Genomic DNA, 21,268 nt, shown 5'->3' on the forward strand with positions numbered 1-21,268 from the left:
TCGCGGTGATGGCCGGCTGAAGCCGATTCAGGCGGGTGCGGGTCGAATCGTCGTTGGGAATTTCCCAACGGCAGCGTACGGTGGAACGGGTGAACGACATGACCGCGATCGGCGACAGGATTCGCGAGCACATGCCGGCCGGGATGAGTCAACGTCAGCTTGCAGAACGTGCGGGTATGACACCCGACGCACTGTCCCGCGCCCTCAACGGGCAGCGTGGGCTGTCAAGTATCGAGGTCGCGCGGATCGCCGAAGTCCTGGGCGCTGATACACATTGGCTGATCACGGGTACGCCCGACCCGTTCCGGGTGGACATTGCGGCCCGGCACGCGTGGGATGCGCAGACCCGCACCCGCACGAATGCCGGTCGCGGCGAGGACCAGGCCGCGCTGGACAAGGTTGTCGATGTCTACCGCGCAGCCTTTCCGCGTGGCGCCGCGGCGTCGAAACAGCTTCCGCGATCGCCGACGATCATGCGGGAGCGTCTCGGCGAGGACTTCGTGTTCACGTTTGTCGAGAATGTCGAGCGTTCGTTGGAAGTGGACGTCATTCGGATTCCCGGGCTCAGCACCGATTACTCGTTGCGACTCGGCGATCGGGGCATCATTGTTCTGGCGAGCATGTCGAGTTGGTTTCGAAGCAATTGGTCACTGGCACATGAGCTGGGCCATCTGGCGCTTGGCCATCACGACCGACGGACGGCACAGCGGCCCAGGAGCGACAGCGACGAGAGGGCGGCGAACGCGTACGCATCGCAGCTCTTGATTCCTGCGGTGGCAATGGACCGCGTCGCCGCGGCTGCCGATGAACACGAAGTGGCGTCAATCGTCTGGCAACTCGGTGTCTCGACCGAATCGCTGAGAAACCGGGTCGACACGTCGCGAATCGCTTTCGATGCTTCAATTGCGCAGGCTATCAACAAATCCACGCTTCGGCTGATGCGTGATAATCCGACCGCGGTACCGCGTGGCGACGCATACGGTGATCCGGTCGCCGCGCGTGAGCGGGCGTCGTCGGCGCGATACTTTCCGCTGTCGCTCCTGGCTGCGCTTCGCGAGCAGACCATGATCGGGGCGGCGTCACCGGTGCACCTGGCGTGGGCACTCGACGTTCCGATCGATGATCTGGACTTTCCCGAACCTGACGACGACGCGGACGCCTTGCGATACGCAGCAATGGTGAGTGAAGCGGTGGGGCAGTCGGCCGGAACGACACTGTCGCCGGGCCCTGATACGTGAATTCTTTGACGTGGCGCGAGATCGCCACGAGGTCCGACGCTGTGTGCCTTCAACAATTCACGTGTACAACGGATCGACCGCGCACACCAGGGGGTCGAAAGCTGCCGCACCCCAGGCGATGGGAGTGGGAGGCACAGAGCTACCTACGGTCGGCATCTCAGGTCCTCAAGAGTGGCGACGTCCTTCTGGTGGGCGAGAATGGCGTTACGATCTCGGCGTGCGCCCACATGAAGCTCACGCCGATCGATGACAGTCTGGAGGTCTTCATTGCCGTTGCCGCCGTGAATATTTCGATTCGCGGGCACGGTGGTGCCGTCGCTGATGAACTACTAAGTCGTTGCATTGATGCCGGGAGAAAACGTGCCTCCGAGATGGGCCGGGCACGCCTCATTGTCACGGGCAACATCCATGTTGAGAACTTTCCGAGTCAACGCATGGTCATTCGCGCCGGACTCGAACCAGTGGGCCTGCCGGTCGGCGACTACCAGAGGTGGAGGCTCGTACTCGCGCTCCGGTGAGCCTTGTTCGCGTGGGACAGCAGCCTGTTCGGCGGCACCGTTCGCGACGAAGTTCAGGCCGACGACAGCGGCGTCGAAGTCGGCACAGCCGCCGCGAGAAGTGCCGCACCTCTCGCACATACAAGTTCCGGCTCCTTCGGCGTGACGACTGCGCAGTCGAACCGTTCACTGACAACCGCGGCCAGCAGTGGAAAGTCGGGAGCGCCACCGATCAAGACGACGTGATCGGGTGTCCGTCCCGCCGGCGCACATCGCTGCAGCGCGTCCACGACCTCGACGACCTGTGGGCGGGCGAGCCCGTAGAGATCGTCGAGGGTGATCACCACGTCGTGATGCTCGAGGCCGCGACGTCCCGGAGTCTCGATGTCGAGATGAGTGGCCATGCTGCGCAACGAGATCCGAACCTCAGCGCATCGCGCGCGAACCTGGGCACGCAGCGCCGGATGGGCCGGCACCGGATACCCGGAGCGAGACGCCTTGGCCAGAACACGACGCTCGAGCCGATCGTCGAGGTCGGCCACGCCGATACCGGGGAAACTGTGCGCGGTGACGGTGCTGAGATGACCGGAGTGCGGTCGGCGCGCGTACCCGACCACCGCTGAGGACCCACGGAGGTCGCACACGGCGACGCCATGTGACTCGTCGAGTCCGGTGGTGTGATCGATCCACTCGAGAGCCGCGTCGAAATCCGGTGCGAGAAGCGCGCGTTGACCGTGGAGCCCGGCGTCGACGAGTGTCCGATGAAACGATGACACCTGTGCCACAGTCCAATACGCCGGATGTGCGATGAGAACGCGGGAGGCGTGGGAGTGCACGGAGTCCTCGACGGCCGCGACGATCTGCGCGATGAGTGCTCCGGCCAGATCGTCGGCGAGACGGGCCGGGCCGCCCGACGATGTGGACAGTGGGCGCGGATCGCCGAGGTGGTCGAGGAAGTGACGGTAGATTCCGTCCTGTCGGCCGCGCCCGGGCAGTGTCGGCGATGATTCGGCGGGCCACCGGACTGCGACGGGGAAGATCTGGTGGGATTCGTGGAATGCGCTACCCCCGGGCGACGGGTCGTCGCTGACGACGGCCAGCACCCGGTCGGTCTGAAGATGAAGTCCGAGAACGATACTCATGGGAACCTCCGCGGTCATGCCTCTGTGCGTAGGTCGGCCCGGGAGGGTCTACCACATCTCAGTGTGAGCCCCTGACATGGGGAAATGCTGATGGCTGGATGTGGGATCGGTAACAGTAGGGCGGCGGTCGGTCGTGCCGGCGGCCGGGGCGTCAATCCCACAGAGTCTGCGGTCCGGACAGAGCTTCCCGCATCGACCGGTGCGCAGCCTGGACAGGTCATTCGGTCCCACTGATCGCACGGCCGGCCACACCGACGCCCGTGACGCGTGCAGAGGACAGGCGTCACGGTCACGCGCGGTTGAAACCGCAGTCGAAATCGCCGGACACCAACTCCGCACGGTAATCGCACTCGCCGCAGACGTAGGAGGTTGCGTCGCCCATGGCGTCACGCTCCGCGGCCACGATCGCCGAATGGTGGGATCGGCATTCAGCATTGCAACCGACACGTGCCCGGCACGTCTGCCACCTCGACGACGTCAGCCCCAGACGATATCGATACGGCCCAGTGGCGCCACTTGTCTCGCCGCATACCAGACCGGCGTCGACGGCGGCTGCGTCGAATACAGCCCATGCGCGGCCGACGCCACGCGGTCGTACTGACTGGGCCAGTGGATCGCTTGCGCCAGTTCGTCGAGGACGTCGCGGCCGCGGCCGAGGGCCCGGGTGACGTGATCGGGGTCCGGCAACAGGTCGGACTTGTTGCCGTTGCAACTCGGGCAGGCCAGGACCAGATTCGTGAGTCCGTCGATGCCGACACGTGACCACGGCAGGACGTGGTCGACGTGCCGGTGCGCCCGAAGGTGGCTGTGGCAGTAGAAGCAGTCGTTGCCGAAGTGCTCGCCGAGGATGTGGGCCGGGCGTTGCAGTGAGACGCGGTCGGCGCCGAACAAGTGGTGCGCGAGGTCGGGCCCCTCGTCGAGGAGTTGCTTGTTCATCCGTCGCACGTCGTCGACCCATGCCAGCTGGAAGGCCGGCTTCACCAGCGGTGCCAGGCGTGCGAGGGTGTGGCAGACACCGGGGAACAGTTCGATGCAGTTGCCGTGGGCCTCGATCACGCGGACCGAGTCGGTTCCGAGCCAGGCGTCGTCGTAGAGGAAACACTCGTAGCCGCCGGTGCCGACGCGTTGCAGCAGTTTCAGCGGATAGCGCACCAGATTCTTCTTCACCGCGAGCAGCGACGCCGCGTACACCTCGGGGGCGGCCGTCGCGGCGGAGTCCAGTGGGGACTCCCGCAGTCCCGGTGTCGCGACCGCCGCCCGCATCGCGGCGACCTCGGTGAACACCACCCCGCGACCGTCGTTGGACTGACGCAGGACATGGCCCTCCAGGGGCCGTAGTTGACGCCAGTACAGGTCCATCACCCGGTGCGTGAGGGCGTCGAGGTCGATGGTGACGGCGGCGTCGGGGTCGGTGGGGACCGATTCGACGGCGATGTCGAGGAGTGCGACCATCACCGCGAGTTTGTATGTCGCCGTGCGATGCCCGCCCTCGAGAACCGCGACCAGGCGTTGCCCGAGGGACAGCGGATCAGCGGCGGTCATGAGCAAAAGTGTAGGGAGTGTGGCCGGAATTCGGGTGCGCAGCGCCGATCCCGGGCGCGGGGTCGGCGCTCGCATCACCACTCGCGGTCGTGCACGCACAACCCCGGGCACCCGGGCCAGGTGGTGATGGCCTCGTGAAGGATCTGCAGAGCGGTGAACGAGTAGTAGCGCGGGGCAGGGGTGGTGACCCTCGTGAGGATTCGGGTGACGTGGTCGGTCCAGAACGGGCACCGTTCGCCGTCGGTTGGGCACCATTCGTGTAGCGCACGGGACCCGATGTCGTCGACCTCGCGGCGGGTGAGCCACCCGTCCGGGCCGAGGTGGTCGCGGATCACCCTGGTCAATGCGTCGTCGGTGACCAGCATCCGGCCGGCCACCTCGGGGACCATGGTGTCGGCGGGCTCGATCGGCCCGATGCGGTCGGCGGGCAACTCGCCCAGCAGACCCATGACGTCGGCGTGCCCGGCAACGGTGGCCACGATTGCCGCGACGATGTGTTCGGGCCGCACGGTTCCGTCGATCTCACCGAAGTGGTAGAAGCGTTCCGGCCCCACCTGCACCGGAGGGCGTTCTGTCAGAACAGTTTTCGTGCTACCGATCCACTCCGCGTCGCCCCACCAGGTACCGGACCGGAAGATGTCGTCGCGATCGCGGCGATACCAGCCGAGCATCCGTCGTCCGTCGAGGGACGGTACGGCGATCACGCACATCGCCGACCCGTCCGACAACCGCGACTCGGCCGGGATACGGCCCAGGGCGATGGCCTGCACGAAGGGATCGTGTGCGAGGTTGAGCCCAGGGTATCGATGAGGTCGGCGGAGATGTCGTGACGCAACATGGCCGCGAGGAGTGCGATCTCCACGTGTCTCGCTTCGTTTGTGCTCAACGTCGCGCTCACTTCATCCAGTCCAGAACGAGCTTCATCGTGTCGCATTGGCGCGCCCGCATCGTGTCGGTGTCCGCGCCGGGCTGCTCGGAGGTCAGCCACGCCATGACCGCAGGCAGCCAGTCGGTGCCGGCGATCAGCGTCGGCAGTTCCGCGGTGGACGCCGGCGCGGGGCATTCCATCGGCCGGCCATTGTTGCTGTGCAGCACCGTCCAACCGCGGACCTCCTTGTTGTCGGCGGTGAAGGTGGAGCTCAGGCGATCGACGGCGACGCCGAAGTTGGTTTCATGGGAGGTCAGATCGTGGCCGCGACCGCTGAGCACCAGGCCCGGACCGCCCCACCGATAGCTGTTTCCGGTCCAGTACTTGGAATCCAGCAGGGCGATCCTGTTGCCGCACACCAGGGCATGGTCGACGTCGGCCTTGTCCGAGCCGGGAAATCGCAGACCGTTCACCAGCTGCACCCCCGGATGATCATCGAGGTGTGCAGCGAACTCGTCGTTGGTGAGCTGTTCGCCGGCAATACCTTTCGTCACGTTCGCGGCGCCGAACTTCTCGACCGCATCACCCAGGTGCCCGGCGGGCTCACCGATGATCCGCTGCTCGAGCAACTTGGGTTCGATAGGCGTGTAGGCCTGTCCGTCGCGACGCCACGAACTGGCAACCGCCGCCACGGTCATGAGTGCGATGGGAACGACGCAGGCGAGGACCATAGCGGTGCTGGGCCACCACCACGCCATGAGCACCGCCACGGTCACCAGGAGGACGACGCCGAACTTTCCGGTCAGCGAGACCGCGAAGGCGATCGCCGCGATGATCGCCACGGCCACCGTGATGGCGATCGTCAGGAGTGCCGCGGGGACGAATCCGTGGTCGGACCATGCCTCCCACACCTCCACCACCCAGCCGACGAGAAGGAAGAGGCCCGCCAACGCGGTGCACGCGGTCGTGATGGCGTCGACGGTCCGGCCGTGCGGGGTGCGGTCCACCCGGGGGAGGTCGTAGTAATCGGTGGGGTTCATTGTCGTCTCCTGATGAGTCGGTGAGTGCGGACGACATGAACACTAGAGAGGGGGTCTTGAGGGTTGCGGCACGAGAAATCGGGGTAAACGTGCAGGTCAGAGCGAAGGTGAACAGAAGGTGAACGGGACGCGCATGTGCTGCTCGGTCAGAGGATTGCGAACCAGAAGACCTCACCGGTGTCGGGGAGATGGTCGAGGGAGTCGACGGCCTGACGGATGCGCAGCATCACGTCGTGTGTCCTGCCGGGCCATCCTCGGAAAGGAACCGTGTCGGAAGATGTGAGGTCACCGGCGGCGACGCCGCGCTCGACGAGGTCCCGGCCAGATCGAACATGAACTGCCGCCGGCTTCGAGTGCCGTCCCGCCGCGAGCGGCCGCGGCAGAGCCGACGATGGGGGAGAATCCGAGCCAATCGGCGCGGGCGTAGTCGACCTGGCAGGTCCCCGATAACCGGTCCAGTCGGTGCTAGAGCCAGTTCCTTCTTACGGTTGGTCAGTCGATCTCGCAGCCCACGGGGTGATGCCGGTGGGTGCATCCGGCAGCGTACTCGGCCGGGGTCTGGTAGCCCAGCGCTGAGTGGCGGTGTCGGTGATTGTGGTCGTCTTTGAAGTCGCCGATGACCACACGGGCCTCCAGCAGCGTGGGCCAGTGGTTGCGATTCAAACACTCGTCGCGCAACCGGTTGTTGAACGACTCGATGAACCCGTTGTTCCACGGCGTGCCGGGCGGAATGTAGGAGATCGCCACCGACCCAGCGCAGAACTCCCGTAGGGCTTCTGAGATGAACTCAGGGCCGTTATCCATACGCAGCACCATCGGCGGGCCACCCCAGATCGCGAAGACCTTCTCCAACTCCTCGATCAGGCGCTCGGAGGTGATCGAGCGGTCCACGATGTTCACCAACGACATCCGGGTGTGCTCATCGACCATCGACGCGATCTTGATCTTGCGTCCGTCGACGGTGGAGTCGAACTGAAAGTCCAATGCCCACACCACTTTCGGTGCATCAGCGACCACGACTGGCACCGACGACTGGCCCGCCCGCTTCCGGCGCGGAGCGCGTCGCACCTGCAATCCTTCGTCCTTCCACAACCGGTGCACTTCCTTCTTGTTGACCTCATCGCCCTCGTCGAAACGTAGCCACGCCCATGCCCGACGGAACCCGTGGCGAGGGTTCTTGCGGGCATAGGTCCGTAGTTGCTCACGCAGGCCGGCATCGGGATCGGCCGGTGTCTGCGCCTGCGGCAATTGCCGATAAGCGGAGCGGGCGAGCCCAACAACCTTGCACGCCTTGCGTTCTGACATGTTCATGCGCTCTTTGAGCATGTCGATGCCCGCGCGTTTGGCTGTTGGGCTCAGAATTTTCCCTTCGCGATCTCCCGCAGTGCGTCCTTCTCCAACTCCGCATCGGCGAGGAGCCGCTTGAGCCGGCTGTTCTGCTCACGCAGCTCTTTGAGTTCCTTGGTGGCATCAGCGTCCATGCCGCCGTACTGGCGGCGCCAGTTGCACAACGTCGCGGCCGACACCTCGAGGTCGGCGGCGATCTCCTCGCCGGTCTTACCTTCCGCCGCCAACTCATCAGCCCGGTGCAACTTGCGCACGATGTCCTCCGCCGAGTGACGCTTCCGTCCTGCCATGATCCCTATCGTCCCTTCGTGCCCTCATCAGGGCAATCAGGACTCTAAAACCAACCGGACCGGTTCACGGGGGACACGCCAGACCAGGTAGCTCAGTTCGCGCTCGTAGGCGGCTGCCAGGTCACCGTCCACGACGCGCTGCCCTCGCCGCGAAATCATCGAGTGCGCCGAGCACGTCGTTCGCCTGCCACATTCGATTCCGGTTGAAACCGGTGAACTCCTGCAGCACCCCGGCGTCCACCAGCGGGGTGATGGCCCGGCCGGCGTTGGTGGGGGAGATGTCGAGTGCTGTTGCGACGGTGCGGGTGTCGACGACGGGTGTGACATCTCCGGAGCGGTAGGCGTCCAGGGTGGCGAAGTCGTGTTCGGTGTCGGCCGTGGGCCGCGACTTGTTTTCGGCGTTGGCTTCGGGCGGATCTGACGGCATGATCCTGCCATGCTCTCACTTGTTGGATAAGTGAGAGCATGGATGATGATCGGCGGCTTCTACGACGAGCCGAACAATCCGGCCAGGGTGCGCCACGCCCGCGCGCGGTCATGACACGTGGCGATGTCAGCGCATTGCCAGGCCACTGGCCACGCAGATCGCGGGGAAGTGATGACGACCTACAGGTCCCAGACCTGGTCCGGATCGTCGAGTGCCGCACGAATCTCGCTGAGGTTGCCCAGATCTGCCAGCGGTGAGCTTTTCGCTATATCAACTACGCCGTTGACCATCTCGCTGATGGCTTGAGCGTTGCCGGATTCGATTGCGCCGTCCAGCCTTTGAAACATCGCATCGATACTCGCGCGGCGCTCTGCGAACACGTTGTCGAAGTACGATCGTAGGATGCCTTCGGCCGCCTTGATTCGTGTCACTTCGGTCGTCTCGTAGGCGGTGATCCGCGCCTGAGCGGTCTTCTCTGTAGCGTGAACTTTGATGCAGTCGCTGGCCGCTTCGACCAATTGGTTGAGTGCTGCGAACCCATCGAGTGACGTTGGTAGAGAACGCTTCGGTGGGACGACCTGGCCCTGAAGCGGAGTGGAATCGTTGGCTGACACGGGGGCTCCTCGAGGTCTCAGGTCTCTTACGGTGTTGCGCCAGAGGCGTCGGAACCAGCGAATGCAGTGTCAGCAGACGTGGAACCAGGGTCAGCCGACCGTGTGCGAGCCGTCGGTGCGACACGGTACTTGACGGTGAGATCGTGGCCGGCGTCGGTCAGGTCTCCCGCTTGGTCGATCACTGGGGTAGTGGCGATGTCGACCACGCCTTTGACCAGAATCATGGCACGCTGGAACTGAGACGCGTGACGAGCCGGGTCGAAGGGTTGTGCTTCGAGGTCGTCCAGTGCCAGCGCGGCTTTCGCTGACATTTGGGCCAGAAGCTTGCTGAGTTCGGCGGTGCGCGTTCTGACAGCTTCCATCTGGGTATCGGCAACGGCCAGCTTCTCGATCGCCACCGCGATCTTCGCCTTGTACTCCAGCGCTTTTGTGGACGCCTTCTTACCCTGGCCTTTGACGACAAAGCCCGCTGCAAGAATGCCAGGACCGATGGTGACGAAGTTCAGTACCACCGCGCCCAGGGCCATACCGCCGCCTCCGGACGCCAGTGCGCCGCCGCCAAGCCATGCGAGAGTCGCGCTTTCGGCCGCGGCACCGGAGAGCCCGGCAATCGCTGTTCCCGTGCTCGCCGCTCCGAAGGTTGCTACTGCAGATGTTGTGGCAGTACTCGCCCCTATACCGACCCCTACAGAGCCGATCACGCCGCGAATCCACTCGGAGGGCGAAGTATCGAGTGAACTGTTTCCCTGCATGAGGTTTACGGTTGCGTCTATGCCGTCGACCAGCAGCTTCTCGTTGTCGCGTACCTTCTTCTCGTTGCGAACCAGGAAGTCGTGCATCCGCAGGACAACTGTGCTCAGAGCAGTTTCCTGGGCTTTGCCATAGTCCATGATCTCGTCGTTGACAGCCTGAACCAGGGTTTCGCTCTCGGCGCGGCGTGCAAAATACCGGTTGCTGGCGGCTGCCAGCTCTGACTGCGCCTTCTTGATGTCGTATGCGCCCTTCCCGCCGAGGGCGATACCGCTGCTGCCGGCCGCTGCTCCGACCGCGATTGCCACGAGGGGGATGAGAGGGAGAACCATGGATGACCTTTCTCGATTGCGCTGAGTGTGCCATACGAGTCGGACATTTCCGTCGCTGTGGAGCTTGTTTGGTCCGATCAGACGGAAGGAGCGAGTTCCGAGATGCCTGAGCCCGGCGTCAGTTGCGTTGAATCGAACTCGCTTCCTCACGGCCGCAAATCCACCCGCCACCGCTCCGCGTCCTCGGCGCTGACGCCCGAGGCCTCGATCAGCTCGAGCAGATCTTCCTGCCGCGGCTGCCCAAAGGCCAATCGGTACAGAGCAACTCGATGATGCATCTGATCCAACCGGGCGAGATCGGTACTCATCCGGTACGCCATCACCTCTCGAACGACCGTGTACGGGCCCGGATACACCCAGTCCGGTGCCAGCCCCTTGACCTCCGATTCGTGATGCTCGGCCCGGGCCAGCCAGTACCCCTCGTCCCAGGGCGTCGACGACCCGCGCATCTCGCGGCCGTACGCGTGGGCAATGTTGCGTCGCAACGCATGTCCCCGAAATCGGTTTACGCGGCCATCGCGTTGTTCGAAGTCGACCGGGTTGGACGGCACGTTCCAGTGCAAGAGGTGATGGCACCAAGGGTGGAAATCGATGCCCTCCTGACCGACACTCGTCGACACGAGGACGAACGGCCAGAAGGGTGAATTGAACGCGGCACGGATCTCGCTGGGCCGGGCAGACTGCTCGTCCGGCTTCGCGTCGCCGTAGCGCATCGCGAAGCGTGCGTGGAACTCGATGTCGTCCCCACTCTGCAACGGGTCCTTGGCGCGGTAGTTGGCCGAGGTCAACCGGAGCGCGTTGGATGCAGTGACGGCAAACGCCTGGATCACCTGGTCGTCGAAGACGCGTTGTCCTTCGACCCCGACCAGGTGATAGAGATACTCGTCCAGCACTGCCTGCAGATTTCCGTCGGCGCAGTACCGCAGAACCCGCTGCCAGTACGAGGTTTCGTCCGGGTACAGCTGGTTGAGAAGCAGCGTCGACTCCCAGCGATTGAACAGTGTCCGAAAGCCAGCGGCGATTATCGCGGCTGCAGCCCACCGGCCGCCGGAGGTCACGTTCGACAGGTCCACGGGTAGACGCCCCAACGCCCGCCACGCGCAGTTCGCCGGGGAATGGATGGCGATTCGGGCAACCTCGACGGTCAGATTCTTTGGGGTGCGAGTGAGGTCGACGGCTCGTGTCCGCGCGGTCAATAACTCTGCGACGTAGTGTGCGAGGGCATCCGGTGTGTCCTGCATAGGGTCGGTGATGAGCGAGTCGCCCTGTGTCGCACCGGAGAGGGCGTGTGCGCAGCCGTCCACTCCGAGCCCCTCTAACGCTTCGTCGAAACCCTTGCCGGCCAAAGTGATCGGCCACTGCCAGGTCAGTGAAGCATACTCGCTGGCCTCAGACAGCTTCCGGTGACGAGGCAAGGCACGGCGAAGCTCGCTTGCCAGGGTCCGCTCCGCCGTCGCTGCGTGCACCGTTCGAGAAGCCCCGTCCCGCAACAGCAATGGATCTCCCCGTTCGGCGAGCTCCGGAAGGGGAACGAAAGGGATCAGTGAGGTCATGGCCGAAGGTCGGCGGTTCTGCATCCTCAGTCGCAGCCGCGGGCGAACCCGTCTGAGGCCGTCGGGGGTGTTCCTGACCCTGACATCGGACGCTGATGCGATACGTCGACTGGCGTCGTAGCTGAGCAGCGATGCCACCGCTGTCGGTGCCGCCGACCACGACGAGAAGATCAACTTCTTGGTAATCGTCGTCACCGCAGGATCCGAATAGGCACCGCCGGGCGTGAAGTACGGCAACGACGCCGGCACCCAGAGAAGCCGCTGCCATCCCGCCTCGGTCGTCGACGAGATCAACGCCGACATGCGGGTGTTGTCGGCGGGTATCTCCTCGAAACGGCGGACCACGTCAGAATCGATGCGTGACAGGGACTCAACGATCGCCAGTGTGTAGTCGTCGTTGTCGGCGATGGCGTCGCGCATCTTCCGTCCGAGTTGGTAGGCGTCCATGAAGTGCAGGACGTGGGGTACCGATTTCCAGACGTCGAGTGGGAAGCCGGTGCCGAGATGATCGGCCATCCGAGCAAACCCGAGGTACTGACGTACGGCTTCCACGCTGACGGTGTCGGCGGTGGTGACGGTCTCGGAGACCATTGCCCGGGTCGCCGCGACAGGTCGTTCGGTGCGGCACATCAGGTTCAGGAGTTCGGACCTGAGCTCCCTCGTCTCTGTCCGAGGCTCCGTGCCCCTGGTGATGTTGTCGCGGAAATCCTTCAGGAGTTTCTCGATGCGGTCGACCGCCGCGGCGTCTCGGCCGCCTTTCGCCAGGAAATCGACGGTCTGACGGAACTGGGCGAGATGGCCCCCCGAGGCGTCGGCGGTGTCCTCGTCGAGACTGGTGAAGGACCGAAACGGCGTTGCGGACAGCAGCAGGACTCGTGCCTGCATATACCCGAACAGTGCGTGCGCCAGTTCCCCGGCCTCGGTCCGTTCATCGAGCAGGTCGGAGAACCGTTGGAACTCATCGAGAATCACCAGGTTCGGTTCCAGTGCTTCGACACCCGCACGTGCCAGATGTGATCGGAGCTCGCCCACGATCTGTGCGGCGGCTTCGGTACCGCCCGGTACCGATGGGCGACCGGCGGTGTCCGCCAGCAGAACCCGGAATCGATGCAGCGGCGAGGTGCGGTCGGTTCCCGCCTGGCGTACCGACCTCATGAAGGTCTTCACGATGCGCGTGTCGAGATGTCCGGCGTGCTGAACTTCGAAACGGCGTGTGTGATCACGGAATCGTCGCCAGTCCTTCACACCTCCCTGGAAGATGCGATACGCGGCGGTTCGTTCGCTGCGACCGAACCCGAGCTGGTCGTCGAGGAGGATCATCAGCAGGGCTCTTTCATCGATCAGTCCGGTGCGCCAACCCTTCTCGAAGGAAGTCTTCGGGGTCAGCGGCACCAGGTTGACGGGTTTGGCGCCGACCACTGGTGGGGTGTCGAGGTCGGCAGCCCCGGCGGCGAGGAGGCTGAGCCGTGTCGGCAGCGGGACCTCGGTGCCAACGACGTTGAGGCGGTTCACGTTCTGGCGGGCGACATCGGCGTTCGAGCACACGTAGACGATGTCGATGCGGTTGACATCGTCGTCATTCTGGAGTCTCTCTATGGTGCGAGCGATGACCCCGCGTGCGATGAGACTCTTGCCCAATCCGGTGTCGTCGGCGACCAGGAACCGGCGGGCATCGCCGGCCTCGTAGAACCGGTCGACGACGTGGTCGACGGTCGTCCGTTGAAAAGGACGCAGATCCGCGAGGACGGGGCGCGCGGAAAACGCTGCACGGCTACTCATCTGAAGGTTCCGCCCCGCGCAGGGCGCCATTCACGGCCGACCACAATTCTGAAAAGCCTACAGGCAGTACATGTTCGGGGCCATCCTCTGCGATGATGTCCTCCACAATAGGACAAGCCTTGTCGAGTGCCTCGGGTCGATCGGCGGCGGTGCGGATCAACATCTCGAACAAACCCCGTGCGGTGTCGGGGTGCCTGTCACGGCGATTCGTGGCGGGATGCGGTTCTGCCAAGTCGTCGGCGAGGGTGTCGTCATCGGGGCCCAGCAGCAACTGGAGTAGGCGAACGAACTCTTCGATGGAGGTGATCACGCCGGTCGGTGGTCCGTGGGCCCGCTGGGGACAATGCTCACCGACCTGAGCTCGGATCACGGTGCTGCGCGGACGCCGGCCCGAGCGCGTTGCGCGGATGATGAACAGCGCGGTCGCATCGGTCGGTTCCACGTCGAACTCGGCATCGACCGGCTGATCGGAATCAAGATCGCGTTCCATCGCCGGCTGGGTCAGCGGGGCGAGGGTGAGTCGCACGTCGTCAGCCGCCGGGAGCTCGTGGGACGAGGTGACATGCATCCGACGTTGTTCACCGTGGCGGTTTGTGTCCACGGTGAGCTGAGTACCGGCGACGTCGCGAAGGTGCGCATCGAGGGCATCCCCGGCGGGGTTGCCGCGGGCACGTCGCGGTGACGCGGCCGGTTCCAACGGGACAAGAATCGGACCCATGCCTTTGTCGCCGAGCATCTGATCCACGCTCGCGGATTTCCCGGCGTCGAGCTCCACCAAGAACTCGACATTGCCACCCCATGCAGCTCCGGTCGGACTGGCCGATCCGATGAACAGGTGGGATCGGTGATTGCGTTGGGCGCAGACCAGATTCGCGTGCAAGCCGCGCAGCGCGGCGGGACGGGCGGCGGTGTCCATGTCGGTGGGAATGCCGGCGTCTGGCGCCAGAACGTAGCCCGCCACACCGTCGGGCAGCGCGGACGATCCCAGGTTGTCGAACGCCTGCTGTGTGGACACGACACAGCCGTCGCTGCCACCCCTGAAGAGGGCGGTCACCGCAGCCGCATCGAGGTCAGGCGACACGATGAGCTGTTTGTTGCCCGAGAAATCCGGGCGGGAGGTGACGCCCGGAATGCCGAGGGCGTGGAAGGCGACGTCGGTCACGCCCGCGGGTGGTGTCCAGTGGGCGTAGCGAATTTCGGCGCTGAGGTCGGTGATCCTCTTGCGCCGTGCGGAGGTGAGTGGCACGACGGTGGCGGCGGGGAGGTACTCGATCAGCTTCGACAGGAGGTGATTGCTCGAGGACGGGCGTGTGGAGGCGTACCCATCCAAGACGACGGCCACGTCCCACGACTTGTCCGGGGTCAGGTCTCGGGTGAGAACGATGAGCTTGTAGGCGGTGGTGCCATCCGCGCAGGCGTATCGCGCGAGCCAGAGTTTCGGACCGAAGAGAGACCCTTGTCGGTGATGGACCGCGTGGAGGGTCCCTTCGAGGAGTGTCAGCAGGCGAGAAGGCTTCTGTGGAACCGCTACTCGGCCGGCCTGGTGGAAGATGTCGATCTTGTCGACCGTGGTGTGCAGTGCGGCGAAGATCTGCACTGAGTCGGCTGCGTGCAGGTCGGTGTTGCCCGCCGCCGCGAGTGGCGCGATGAGAGCGCTGTTGAGGTCGAGTGCGCACGTGGTCCCGACCAGATGGGTGAGCTCGGCATTGCTTGGCGGCCGGATATGTTCGGCGAGGGTGGTTCGGTCGTCAGGCGCCAGCATCATCGGTTAGCCCCTGCACGATGTCGGCGACGATGCGCGAGACCTGTGGCCATCGGAAGTCGAAGGGCTCGCTCCCGGACGCTCCGTTCCATGACGCGACGAGTCGTGGGTTGCGCAACCTTGAGTGCTGGTTCTTGTTGTAGCGTTCGCGGTCGGCGACCAGGCCACGCAGAGTGTTGTCATCGGATGCCCCGTCAGCACCGGTGTCTTTCATCGCGGTGACCCAGTCGTCGACGAAGGTTCGGACCGCCCCGGTGATGGGGGTCGTGCGCGCGGAGTTGACCGTGTCCCAGAAGCCCCCGACATCCCAGTCGACGATCGATTTGGATTGGTCTGTGATCCGAGCCGACCATCCGTCCAGACGTTCTCGATACCGCGCGATGGGCTCATTGACGGCGTGTAGGTCTGCGCCTTCGTATAACTCGGCGACGAGCAGGTTGTAGAGAAGCCCGGCTCCGTTCATGACCAGTGAGAACAGGCGCGCGTGCTCGACGGTGTCTTGGACCGGCTCCGGTGCGTCGGCGAGCGCCGGGTGCTGCCATGGTGAGGCGGCGGGGGCGGGTAATGGTGTGGCATCGGTCAGCAGAACGCTCAGGTAGGAACCGCGGGTCGAGGTCACGATGCGATCGCGGAGCCACTCGGCTTCGTCGTGGGTGAGATCGAATCCGTTCTCGACTACCTTCGGGAAGTCGGCAGGCCCACCAATCGAGATGGCCCATTCTGCGGGCAACGCCTCCTCGTCGATACCGGAATGACCTGTTACCGAGCCGATTTGGTGGAGCTGATTCGGTGCGGAAGCGACGCGGAGAATGCGATACCGGCGAAGGGCTGTCCAGTAGAGCTGCGACGGAAGGGTTTGACCGCCGGCGCGGCCGATGAGCCCTTCGGTTGCGCCGGCGGTCTTCATGGCGAGGATCAGGCGGCGTTCTGCTTGTTGCGCTTTGGCCAGCAGTTCGGTCCCCGAGTTGTTCCGAGCAGCGTCGTGGTAGATCCAGGGAAGGAACAGGAAGTAGCGAGCTCGAGTGTGCTGCGTGGACGATCCCGGAAAGAGAGTGTCGGACAAAGCATCCCGAATCCGTCCGAGTCCGAGTTCGTCCAGGGTGCCGGGCTCGGTGAACCTGTGGACGAGTTCGCGCATCAGTCGCTCGTCGTGGGCGGAGGAATCGAGCCAGGCGATCAGGGACATGGGAGATGGTGACCGAGTTCGACAGGCTCTACTGGGTGGACGCGAGTTCCAGTGGACAGTCGATGCCCTCGGTGTTCTCGGCGATCTGGTACATGAAGACATAGGGTAGCGGGTGACAGTCGGTGCGGACGGTGTTTGGCCGCCCGCAACCATGCGCGTGTATTGGGATCGAGCTGCATGGACTGTTTGCGCGTCGTCATTGAGCGCCCAGACGGGCAGTGACCAACCTGTGGTCGCTGAGTGCACCGGTGTCGTCATTTACGTCCACGATGGAAACAGCGGTCTGCGCAGCCGTCGGCTTGTCGGCAAAGACATGGTCTAGTTGGCGGGCGTCGCGCGCACCTACGTGCCACGTATCGATGGGACCGCGGGTTCCGTCGGTCCGCGTCGGCACGACCTCGGTGAAATCGGTGTTCGAGTGCACCCAATCGAATGCGGTGCCGGCCCAATCCTCAGGACCGCCACGCCCACTTTCCGAGCGAATGAGGTTCCAGTCGCCGCCGACGATGTACCTGGGGTCCTGTCGTCGCCGAACACTCTTGAGTGCTTCTTGATAACTGCCGTAGCAGTAGGTGCCGGCAATTCGGATGCTGCCCACTTCGGGATGGATCATGCGCGCGCTCTGCAACTCCAGCCAACCGCCGACACCCCTCGGGCTCAATCGTGACTGGGTGATCGAGAACTCGGAACGACGTTCGATCAGGTCGGCACGGCACAACAGCAGTGCGGTTGTCTTCAGGCCACCGACGGAGCGGCCGGTGATCGACTGGAAACCTCTGCTCTGTGCCCAGTGGGCCCACTCCGAGCGCGCCAAAACGCTGACTTCGGTCAATCCGATGGCGATCTGAGCATTGATACTGTCCAAGAACTCCATCTGCCGACCGAGTCGCCGTCGGGTGGCGGGTGTCGCCGCCGAACTCCGACCGACGTTCCACCAGACGACGTCTGGTGGCCTATTCGGAGGATCGCGGAACTCAGGCACGAGTTAGGGACTTCCGTGCTGTGACTTGCGACGGTGCCACAGACGAGTGCATCAGCTCGGCCGTCGGGACTCACTGGGAACCACATAGGTGAAGGTTAGATCCCAAGGTGCACAACCCCATTCAGAAATTGCTTCCACCGCCAGCCGGCCCGACACCCCCACAGTGTCGTCGGAGAACGGTGCCCGTATGGTCTGTCCTGACCCGGATACCGCAGGTGGCCACATTCTGCTAGTGCCGGGTGCCGGTGCGGTCTCGATCACCATCTCGATCCGTTCGTTGGCGCCCATTGCGGCCAACAGACAGTAGCGCGGCTGGGACTCCCATCCGCCCTGCTCTACGACGAGAATCTCGCCGCGCTGGATCGCACCGATTGCACCGCGACTGATGAGATCTGCCAGCTCCGCCCAGGGGTTTCCAAACACTTCGGTCGCTGGTGTCAACGCGAAATAGGTTGCGGCGCCGCGATGACCTTCGTCAGATGTCTCCAATGGCACTCGCGCCTGGAGCAGCAGCGCGGTTCCGTCATCGTCGATGAAACCCGCCTCGCGATAGCGGCCTTGTTCAATTCTCGTGCGCGCGATCCGGCCGACCCCGACCATTGCGGCGAGCTGATCTAAATCACAAACCGACCACAGTGATGGCTCGTCGCCCCAGACCTGGAGCACCCCGCCCACGGGCGCTCCCAGTACGACGGTGGAAAGGATGGCGCCTTCGGTGAGGCCGAACTCGTTCTCGCTCACAACTACTCCCTCTTACCGTCTTGGCTTTGCGGCTCGGAATCCGTCTGGCTGCACAGTTCTTCCGGGCAGCCGTGCCAGGTATTGGCGCCTTCGCGGACGGCCTTCGCGGCCATGGCAGGGCGGTAGCGGAGAGCGATCGGTGTGAATTTCTTGACCGATCGATTGACATGGTCGTCGAAGAACGAACACACCTCGCGGAGATCGAGGATGTGCTGGGTAACGGCGCGGACTTTCTGGTGACTGACCCAGTCGTCGTCCGAATCGAGAAACTCCAACACGTCGTCGTCGGTGAGCTCGCAGCCGCAATCACACGGATAGAGAGGCGAACTGACCTGCGGGATCGTGATGACGGGCGCGTTCACGGGTGTCGACGTCAGAGCGGGGATGGGCATCGGGACTCCTTCGAATGGTGTGAGGTCAGGCTGGCATATGGGTACGACAGAAACGGTGGGCTGCTCCATCGATCGTCACCAGTCAGCATGAATGCACAGTTTTGGGCAGCCGGGCCAGGATGCGATCGCCTCGCGAATGATGCGCACTGCCGTGTGTGAGTAGTAGCGGCCGGCGGGGCCGGCGACCCGGGTGATGGCGTCTCTCGTATGTGCTGGGAGAAACGGGCACTCCGCCCCCGCGGTATGGGTCCAGTCATACATCGCGGCTGAACAGATGACGTCGATCTCGTCGCGGGAAAGCCAGCGGTCCTCTCCCACGTGGTCACGGATCAATGTCGTCAGCGGATCGCCCCTTACGGGCATCCGGCGGGCGACTTCCGGTGGTGCGTCGTCTTCATTCGGCAGGCCGATGCTCCGTAAGGGAAGTTCGGTGAGCAGGCCCATGACGTCGGCCTGTCCGGCTACGGTGGCGATGATCGCGGCGGCGATGTGTTCGACGAGAACCGTGCCGTCGATGTCGCCGAATCGATAGAAGCGTGCTGGCCCGACTTCCACGGGTGGCCGTTCCGTCAGAATTGTCCTGGCGCTCTGCACCCACTCCCGGTCACCCCACCAATTGCCCGAACGGAAGATGTCGTCGCGGTCGCGGCGATACCAGCCCAGGACCCGCCGGTCATCGAGTGAACAGACGGAAACGAAGAACATCGTTGTTCCGTCGGGCATCGTCGAGTCGTGGGGGACACGGCCGTCGGCGATCGCGGTGACGAATGGGTTCGCGGTGAAGCTCTCGCCGAGCAGATCGATGAGCTCGTCGGAGATCGAGCGGTCGAGCATGGCCATCGTGAGTTTGAGCAAGGCGCGGTCGGATGGCTGACCGTTGGTGTTCATTCGCTCCTCACTTCGTCCAGTCCAGAACGAGCTTCATGGTGTCGCACTGCGTGGCCTGCAGTTCCTCTGTGGCACAGGCGACCTGCGTGGAGGTCAGCCATGCCATGACGGTGGGCAACCAGTCGGTGCCGGGAACCAGGGTAGGCAGTACAGCGGTCTCCGCGCCTGGTGGGACGCAGTTCATCGGCCGACCGTTGTTGCTGTGCAACACCATCCACCCGCAGACCTGCTTGTTCTCGGCAGTGAACGCGTCGGTCAGGCGCTGGACCGCCACGTCGAAGTTGGTCTCGTGGGAGGTCAGGCCGTGGCCCCTACCGGACAGGATCAAACCAGCTCCACCCCACTGGTAAGTGCCGCCGGCCCAATACTTCGAATCGAGCAGGGCGACCTTGTCGCCGCACACCAGCGCGTGATCGATATCGGCCTTCTCCGACCCAGGGAAGCGTAGTCCGTTGACCAACTGCACCATCGGATAGGTATCGAGGTGAGCGGAAAAGGTGTCGTTGGTGAGCTGTTCTCCGGCGATGCCCTTCGCGACGTTGGCGGCTCCGAACTTCTCCACCGCATCGCCAAGGTATCCGGCGGGCTCACCGATGATCCGCTGTTCGAGCAACCGCGGCTCGACGGGCATGTAGGTCTGTTCGACCCTCCGCCACGACTCGGCATAGGCCGAAATCGTCATCAGCACCACCGGCACCGTGCACGCGAGCACGATCCAGTTGGTCGGCCACGCTGCCAGCAGAATCAACGCCGGGAGCAGAGCGGCGGTGCTGTACTTGCCCATTCTGCTCACGATGAGACCGGCGATTGCGATGGCGACGAACCCCACCGTGACGACGACGGAGACGACCACCGCGGCACCGACCCCGTGCTCGGACCATGCATTCCACATCCGCGTCGCCCACATGACAACGAGGAACATGCCGGCCAACGCCGTGCTCGCGGTCCTGATGGACTCAACGGTTCCGCCCAGGTGGGTGGCAACCCGGCGCGGGTGATCGTAGAAATCGGAGGGGTTCATGTCGTCTCCTTGATGCGTGGGAACAGGGACGGCACGAACGCTACGGGCCCGAATTTCTATGTGCGGCATCATATAATCCCAGCTCAGACGTGAAGATGAACAGAAGGTGAACAACCTCGCGCGGGCGTTGCCGACGTGTCCCGCGGTGCGGGCGGGCGATGAACACCAGATGCGGAGCAGCGTTTCGGGGGAGAAATGTCGGATGCAGAACGTAAGGTGTGGAATTCAAGCAATCGTGTGGAACGAACGCCCCAGTCGGGGTCGGGGAATGAGGGATGCGTGAATTCGATCAGCTCCTTTTTGGATTTCGTCCTGAGAACGTTGACCCTTGTCGACGGAAGTGACGAGCGGGAGGTCTTCAATGCGGGCCTGCCTCGCGTACCGGCGAAACAGCTTGTGGCCGTTCACGTGGAGTCGCCTGCACATGTTGACCCAGCGACAATCGAGCCTCAGAACGAGAAGAGTTACATCCGCGATGCCTGGGCGCGGAAGGGTAACACCACCCCCGATTACGGCCTTTCGGGAGCGCTGAGCCCTGACAAGCTTCATGCACCCAAGACCCGACTTCGTTTTGATTCCTTGGCCACCGCCCAGGCGGGGCCCGGCCACTGGCTCCTGATTCTGGAGACGTCGGCTAAGCCGGTAAAGATCAAGGCGTCCACGCTCGCCTCACCGGCCTGGGCTGCAAGTCCAGACACTGCCGCCGACTGGAAGCTCGACGCAGATGTGTGCGTGATCGAGAAGGCTCAGATCTGGGATCTCCTGACGTTCTTGTGGGTGGGTTACGGCCAGGGCAGTTCGGGGCAGGCGCCGCCGCGGGTGAGTTCGGCCATCGCTATCAGCGCTTCTGGCGTGTGGAATCCGTAGGCCCGCTTGG

19 protein-coding genes are annotated in these 21,268 nt (G+C 64.0%); 3 read left to right on the forward strand and 16 right to left on the reverse strand.

The window, feature by feature from the left end:
- Nucleotides 1-98: 98 nt before the first annotated feature.
- A complete protein-coding gene (locus ABLE94_RS24385) occupies nucleotides 99-1,238 on the forward strand; it encodes a helix-turn-helix domain-containing protein (protein WP_348807580.1) in 1,140 nt (379 codons plus the stop codon).
- Between the two features lie 227 nt (nucleotides 1,239-1,465).
- Entirely contained in the window at nucleotides 1,466-1,756 is a 291-nt protein-coding gene (locus tag ABLE94_RS24390) for a hypothetical protein (RefSeq protein ID WP_348810135.1), read from the forward strand.
- Between the two features lie 53 nt (nucleotides 1,757-1,809).
- Here the strand turns inward: ABLE94_RS24390 and ABLE94_RS24395 are convergent, their stop codons facing one another.
- From ABLE94_RS24395 to ABLE94_RS24470, 16 genes are all read right to left on the reverse strand, one after another.
- Entirely contained in the window at nucleotides 1,810-2,877 is a 1,068-nt protein-coding gene (locus tag ABLE94_RS24395; RefSeq protein ID WP_348810136.1) for a DUF7159 family protein, read from the reverse strand.
- A 477-nt stretch (nucleotides 2,878-3,354) separates the two neighbouring features.
- Nucleotides 3,355-4,419 (reverse strand): HNH endonuclease, encoded by a 1,065-nt coding sequence (locus tag ABLE94_RS24400; protein WP_348810137.1) that lies wholly within the window; start codon nucleotides 4,417-4,419, stop codon nucleotides 3,355-3,357.
- Nucleotides 4,420-4,493: 74 nt separating this feature from the next.
- Nucleotides 4,494-5,189, reverse strand: coding sequence for a hypothetical protein (locus ABLE94_RS24405; RefSeq protein ID WP_348810138.1), 696 nt, complete (start codon nucleotides 5,187-5,189; stop codon nucleotides 4,494-4,496).
- A 124-nt stretch (nucleotides 5,190-5,313) separates the two neighbouring features.
- A complete protein-coding gene (locus ABLE94_RS24410) occupies nucleotides 5,314-6,327 on the reverse strand; it encodes a nuclease-related domain-containing protein (protein ID WP_348810139.1) in 1,014 nt (337 codons plus the stop codon).
- A gap of 492 nt (nucleotides 6,328-6,819) precedes the next feature.
- Nucleotides 6,820-7,964 (reverse strand): IS3 family transposase gene (locus ABLE94_RS24415; protein WP_348810140.1). Its coding sequence is split into 2 segments (ribosomal slippage): nucleotides 6,820-7,697 and nucleotides 7,697-7,964, totalling 1,146 coding nucleotides; the frame shifts between segments, so codons are not numbered across the junction.
- A 121-nt stretch (nucleotides 7,965-8,085) separates the two neighbouring features.
- Entirely contained in the window at nucleotides 8,086-8,391 is a 306-nt protein-coding gene (locus ABLE94_RS24420) for a hypothetical protein (protein WP_348810142.1), read from the reverse strand.
- Between the two features lie 179 nt (nucleotides 8,392-8,570).
- On the reverse strand, nucleotides 8,571-9,005 hold the full coding sequence (locus ABLE94_RS24425; protein ID WP_348810143.1) for a hypothetical protein: 435 nt from the start codon (nucleotides 9,003-9,005) through the stop codon (nucleotides 8,571-8,573).
- A 26-nt stretch (nucleotides 9,006-9,031) separates the two neighbouring features.
- A complete protein-coding gene (locus ABLE94_RS24430) occupies nucleotides 9,032-10,063 on the reverse strand; it encodes a hypothetical protein (protein WP_348810144.1) in 1,032 nt (343 codons plus the stop codon).
- 170 nt (nucleotides 10,064-10,233) lie between these two features.
- Nucleotides 10,234-13,419, reverse strand: coding sequence for a helicase-related protein (locus ABLE94_RS24435; RefSeq protein WP_348810145.1), 3,186 nt, complete (start codon nucleotides 13,417-13,419; stop codon nucleotides 10,234-10,236).
- Complete coding sequence (locus ABLE94_RS24440; protein WP_348810147.1) at nucleotides 13,412-15,184, reverse strand: hypothetical protein; 1,773 nt, start codon at nucleotides 15,182-15,184, stop codon at nucleotides 13,412-13,414. The genes ABLE94_RS24435 and ABLE94_RS24440 overlap by 8 nt, the downstream gene beginning before the upstream one ends.
- A complete protein-coding gene (locus tag ABLE94_RS24445; protein ID WP_348810148.1) occupies nucleotides 15,168-16,367 on the reverse strand; it encodes a DUF6361 family protein in 1,200 nt (399 codons plus the stop codon). The genes ABLE94_RS24440 and ABLE94_RS24445 overlap by 17 nt, the downstream gene beginning before the upstream one ends.
- 196 nt (nucleotides 16,368-16,563) lie before the next feature.
- On the reverse strand, nucleotides 16,564-17,349 hold the full coding sequence (locus ABLE94_RS24450; RefSeq protein ID WP_348810149.1) for an endonuclease/exonuclease/phosphatase family protein: 786 nt from the start codon (nucleotides 17,347-17,349) through the stop codon (nucleotides 16,564-16,566).
- A 51-nt stretch (nucleotides 17,350-17,400) separates the two neighbouring features.
- Nucleotides 17,401-18,090: a hypothetical protein gene (locus ABLE94_RS24455; RefSeq protein ID WP_348810150.1), complete on the reverse strand. Its 690-nt coding sequence runs from the start codon at nucleotides 18,088-18,090 to the stop codon at nucleotides 17,401-17,403.
- Nucleotides 18,091-18,092: 2 nt separating this feature from the next.
- Nucleotides 18,093-18,482, reverse strand: a complete 390-nt coding sequence (locus tag ABLE94_RS24460; RefSeq protein ID WP_348810151.1) for a hypothetical protein — start codon at nucleotides 18,480-18,482, stop codon at nucleotides 18,093-18,095.
- Nucleotides 18,483-18,557: 75 nt separating this feature from the next.
- Complete coding sequence (locus tag ABLE94_RS24465) at nucleotides 18,558-19,370, reverse strand: hypothetical protein (protein WP_348810152.1); 813 nt, start codon at nucleotides 19,368-19,370, stop codon at nucleotides 18,558-18,560.
- A 7-nt stretch (nucleotides 19,371-19,377) separates the two neighbouring features.
- Complete coding sequence (locus ABLE94_RS24470; RefSeq protein ID WP_348810153.1) at nucleotides 19,378-20,391, reverse strand: nuclease-related domain-containing protein; 1,014 nt, start codon at nucleotides 20,389-20,391, stop codon at nucleotides 19,378-19,380.
- A 279-nt stretch (nucleotides 20,392-20,670) separates the two neighbouring features.
- On the opposite strand from ABLE94_RS24470, the gene ABLE94_RS24475 reads away from it, so the two are divergent.
- Nucleotides 20,671-21,258, forward strand: a complete 588-nt coding sequence (locus ABLE94_RS24475; RefSeq protein ID WP_348810155.1) for a hypothetical protein — start codon at nucleotides 20,671-20,673, stop codon at nucleotides 21,256-21,258.
- The last annotated feature ends 10 nt before the right edge of the window (nucleotides 21,259-21,268 follow it).

Origin of the sequence: Gordonia sp. VNK1, assembly GCF_040049135.1 — a bacterium.
GTDB lineage: Bacteria > Actinomycetota > Actinomycetes > Mycobacteriales > Mycobacteriaceae > Gordonia > Gordonia oleivorans.

What these genes read in the sequence shown, in the direction of transcription:
- ABLE94_RS24435 (WP_348810145.1), bottom strand. Translation starts at nt 13,419, where the DNA reads ATGAGTAGCCGTGCAGCGTTTTCCGCGCGCCCCGTCCTCGCGGATCTG.
- ABLE94_RS24470 (WP_348810153.1), bottom strand. Translation starts at nt 20,391, where the DNA reads ATGAACCCCTCCGATTTCTACGATCACCCGCGCCGGGTTGCCACCCAC.
- ABLE94_RS24440 (WP_348810147.1), bottom strand. Translation starts at nt 15,184, where the DNA reads ATGATGCTGGCGCCTGACGACCGAACCACCCTCGCCGAACATATCCGG.
- ABLE94_RS24460 (WP_348810151.1), bottom strand. Translation starts at nt 18,482, where the DNA reads ATGCCCATCCCCGCTCTGACGTCGACACCCGTGAACGCGCCCGTCATC.
- ABLE94_RS24385 (WP_348807580.1), top strand. Translation starts at nt 99, where the DNA reads ATGACCGCGATCGGCGACAGGATTCGCGAGCACATGCCGGCCGGGATG.
- ABLE94_RS24410 (WP_348810139.1), bottom strand. Translation starts at nt 6,327, where the DNA reads ATGAACCCCACCGATTACTACGACCTCCCCCGGGTGGACCGCACCCCG.
- ABLE94_RS24390 (WP_348810135.1), top strand. Translation starts at nt 1,466, where the DNA reads ATGAAGCTCACGCCGATCGATGACAGTCTGGAGGTCTTCATTGCCGTT.
- ABLE94_RS24465 (WP_348810152.1), bottom strand. Translation starts at nt 19,370, where the DNA reads ATGAACACCAACGGTCAGCCATCCGACCGCGCCTTGCTCAAACTCACG.
- ABLE94_RS24400 (WP_348810137.1), bottom strand. Translation starts at nt 4,419, where the DNA reads ATGACCGCCGCTGATCCGCTGTCCCTCGGGCAACGCCTGGTCGCGGTT.
- ABLE94_RS24445 (WP_348810148.1), bottom strand. Translation starts at nt 16,367, where the DNA reads ATGTCCCTGATCGCCTGGCTCGATTCCTCCGCCCACGACGAGCGACTG.
- ABLE94_RS24420 (WP_348810142.1), bottom strand. Translation starts at nt 8,391, where the DNA reads ATGCCGTCAGATCCGCCCGAAGCCAACGCCGAAAACAAGTCGCGGCCC.
- ABLE94_RS24395 (WP_348810136.1), bottom strand. Translation starts at nt 2,877, where the DNA reads ATGAGTATCGTTCTCGGACTTCATCTTCAGACCGACCGGGTGCTGGCC.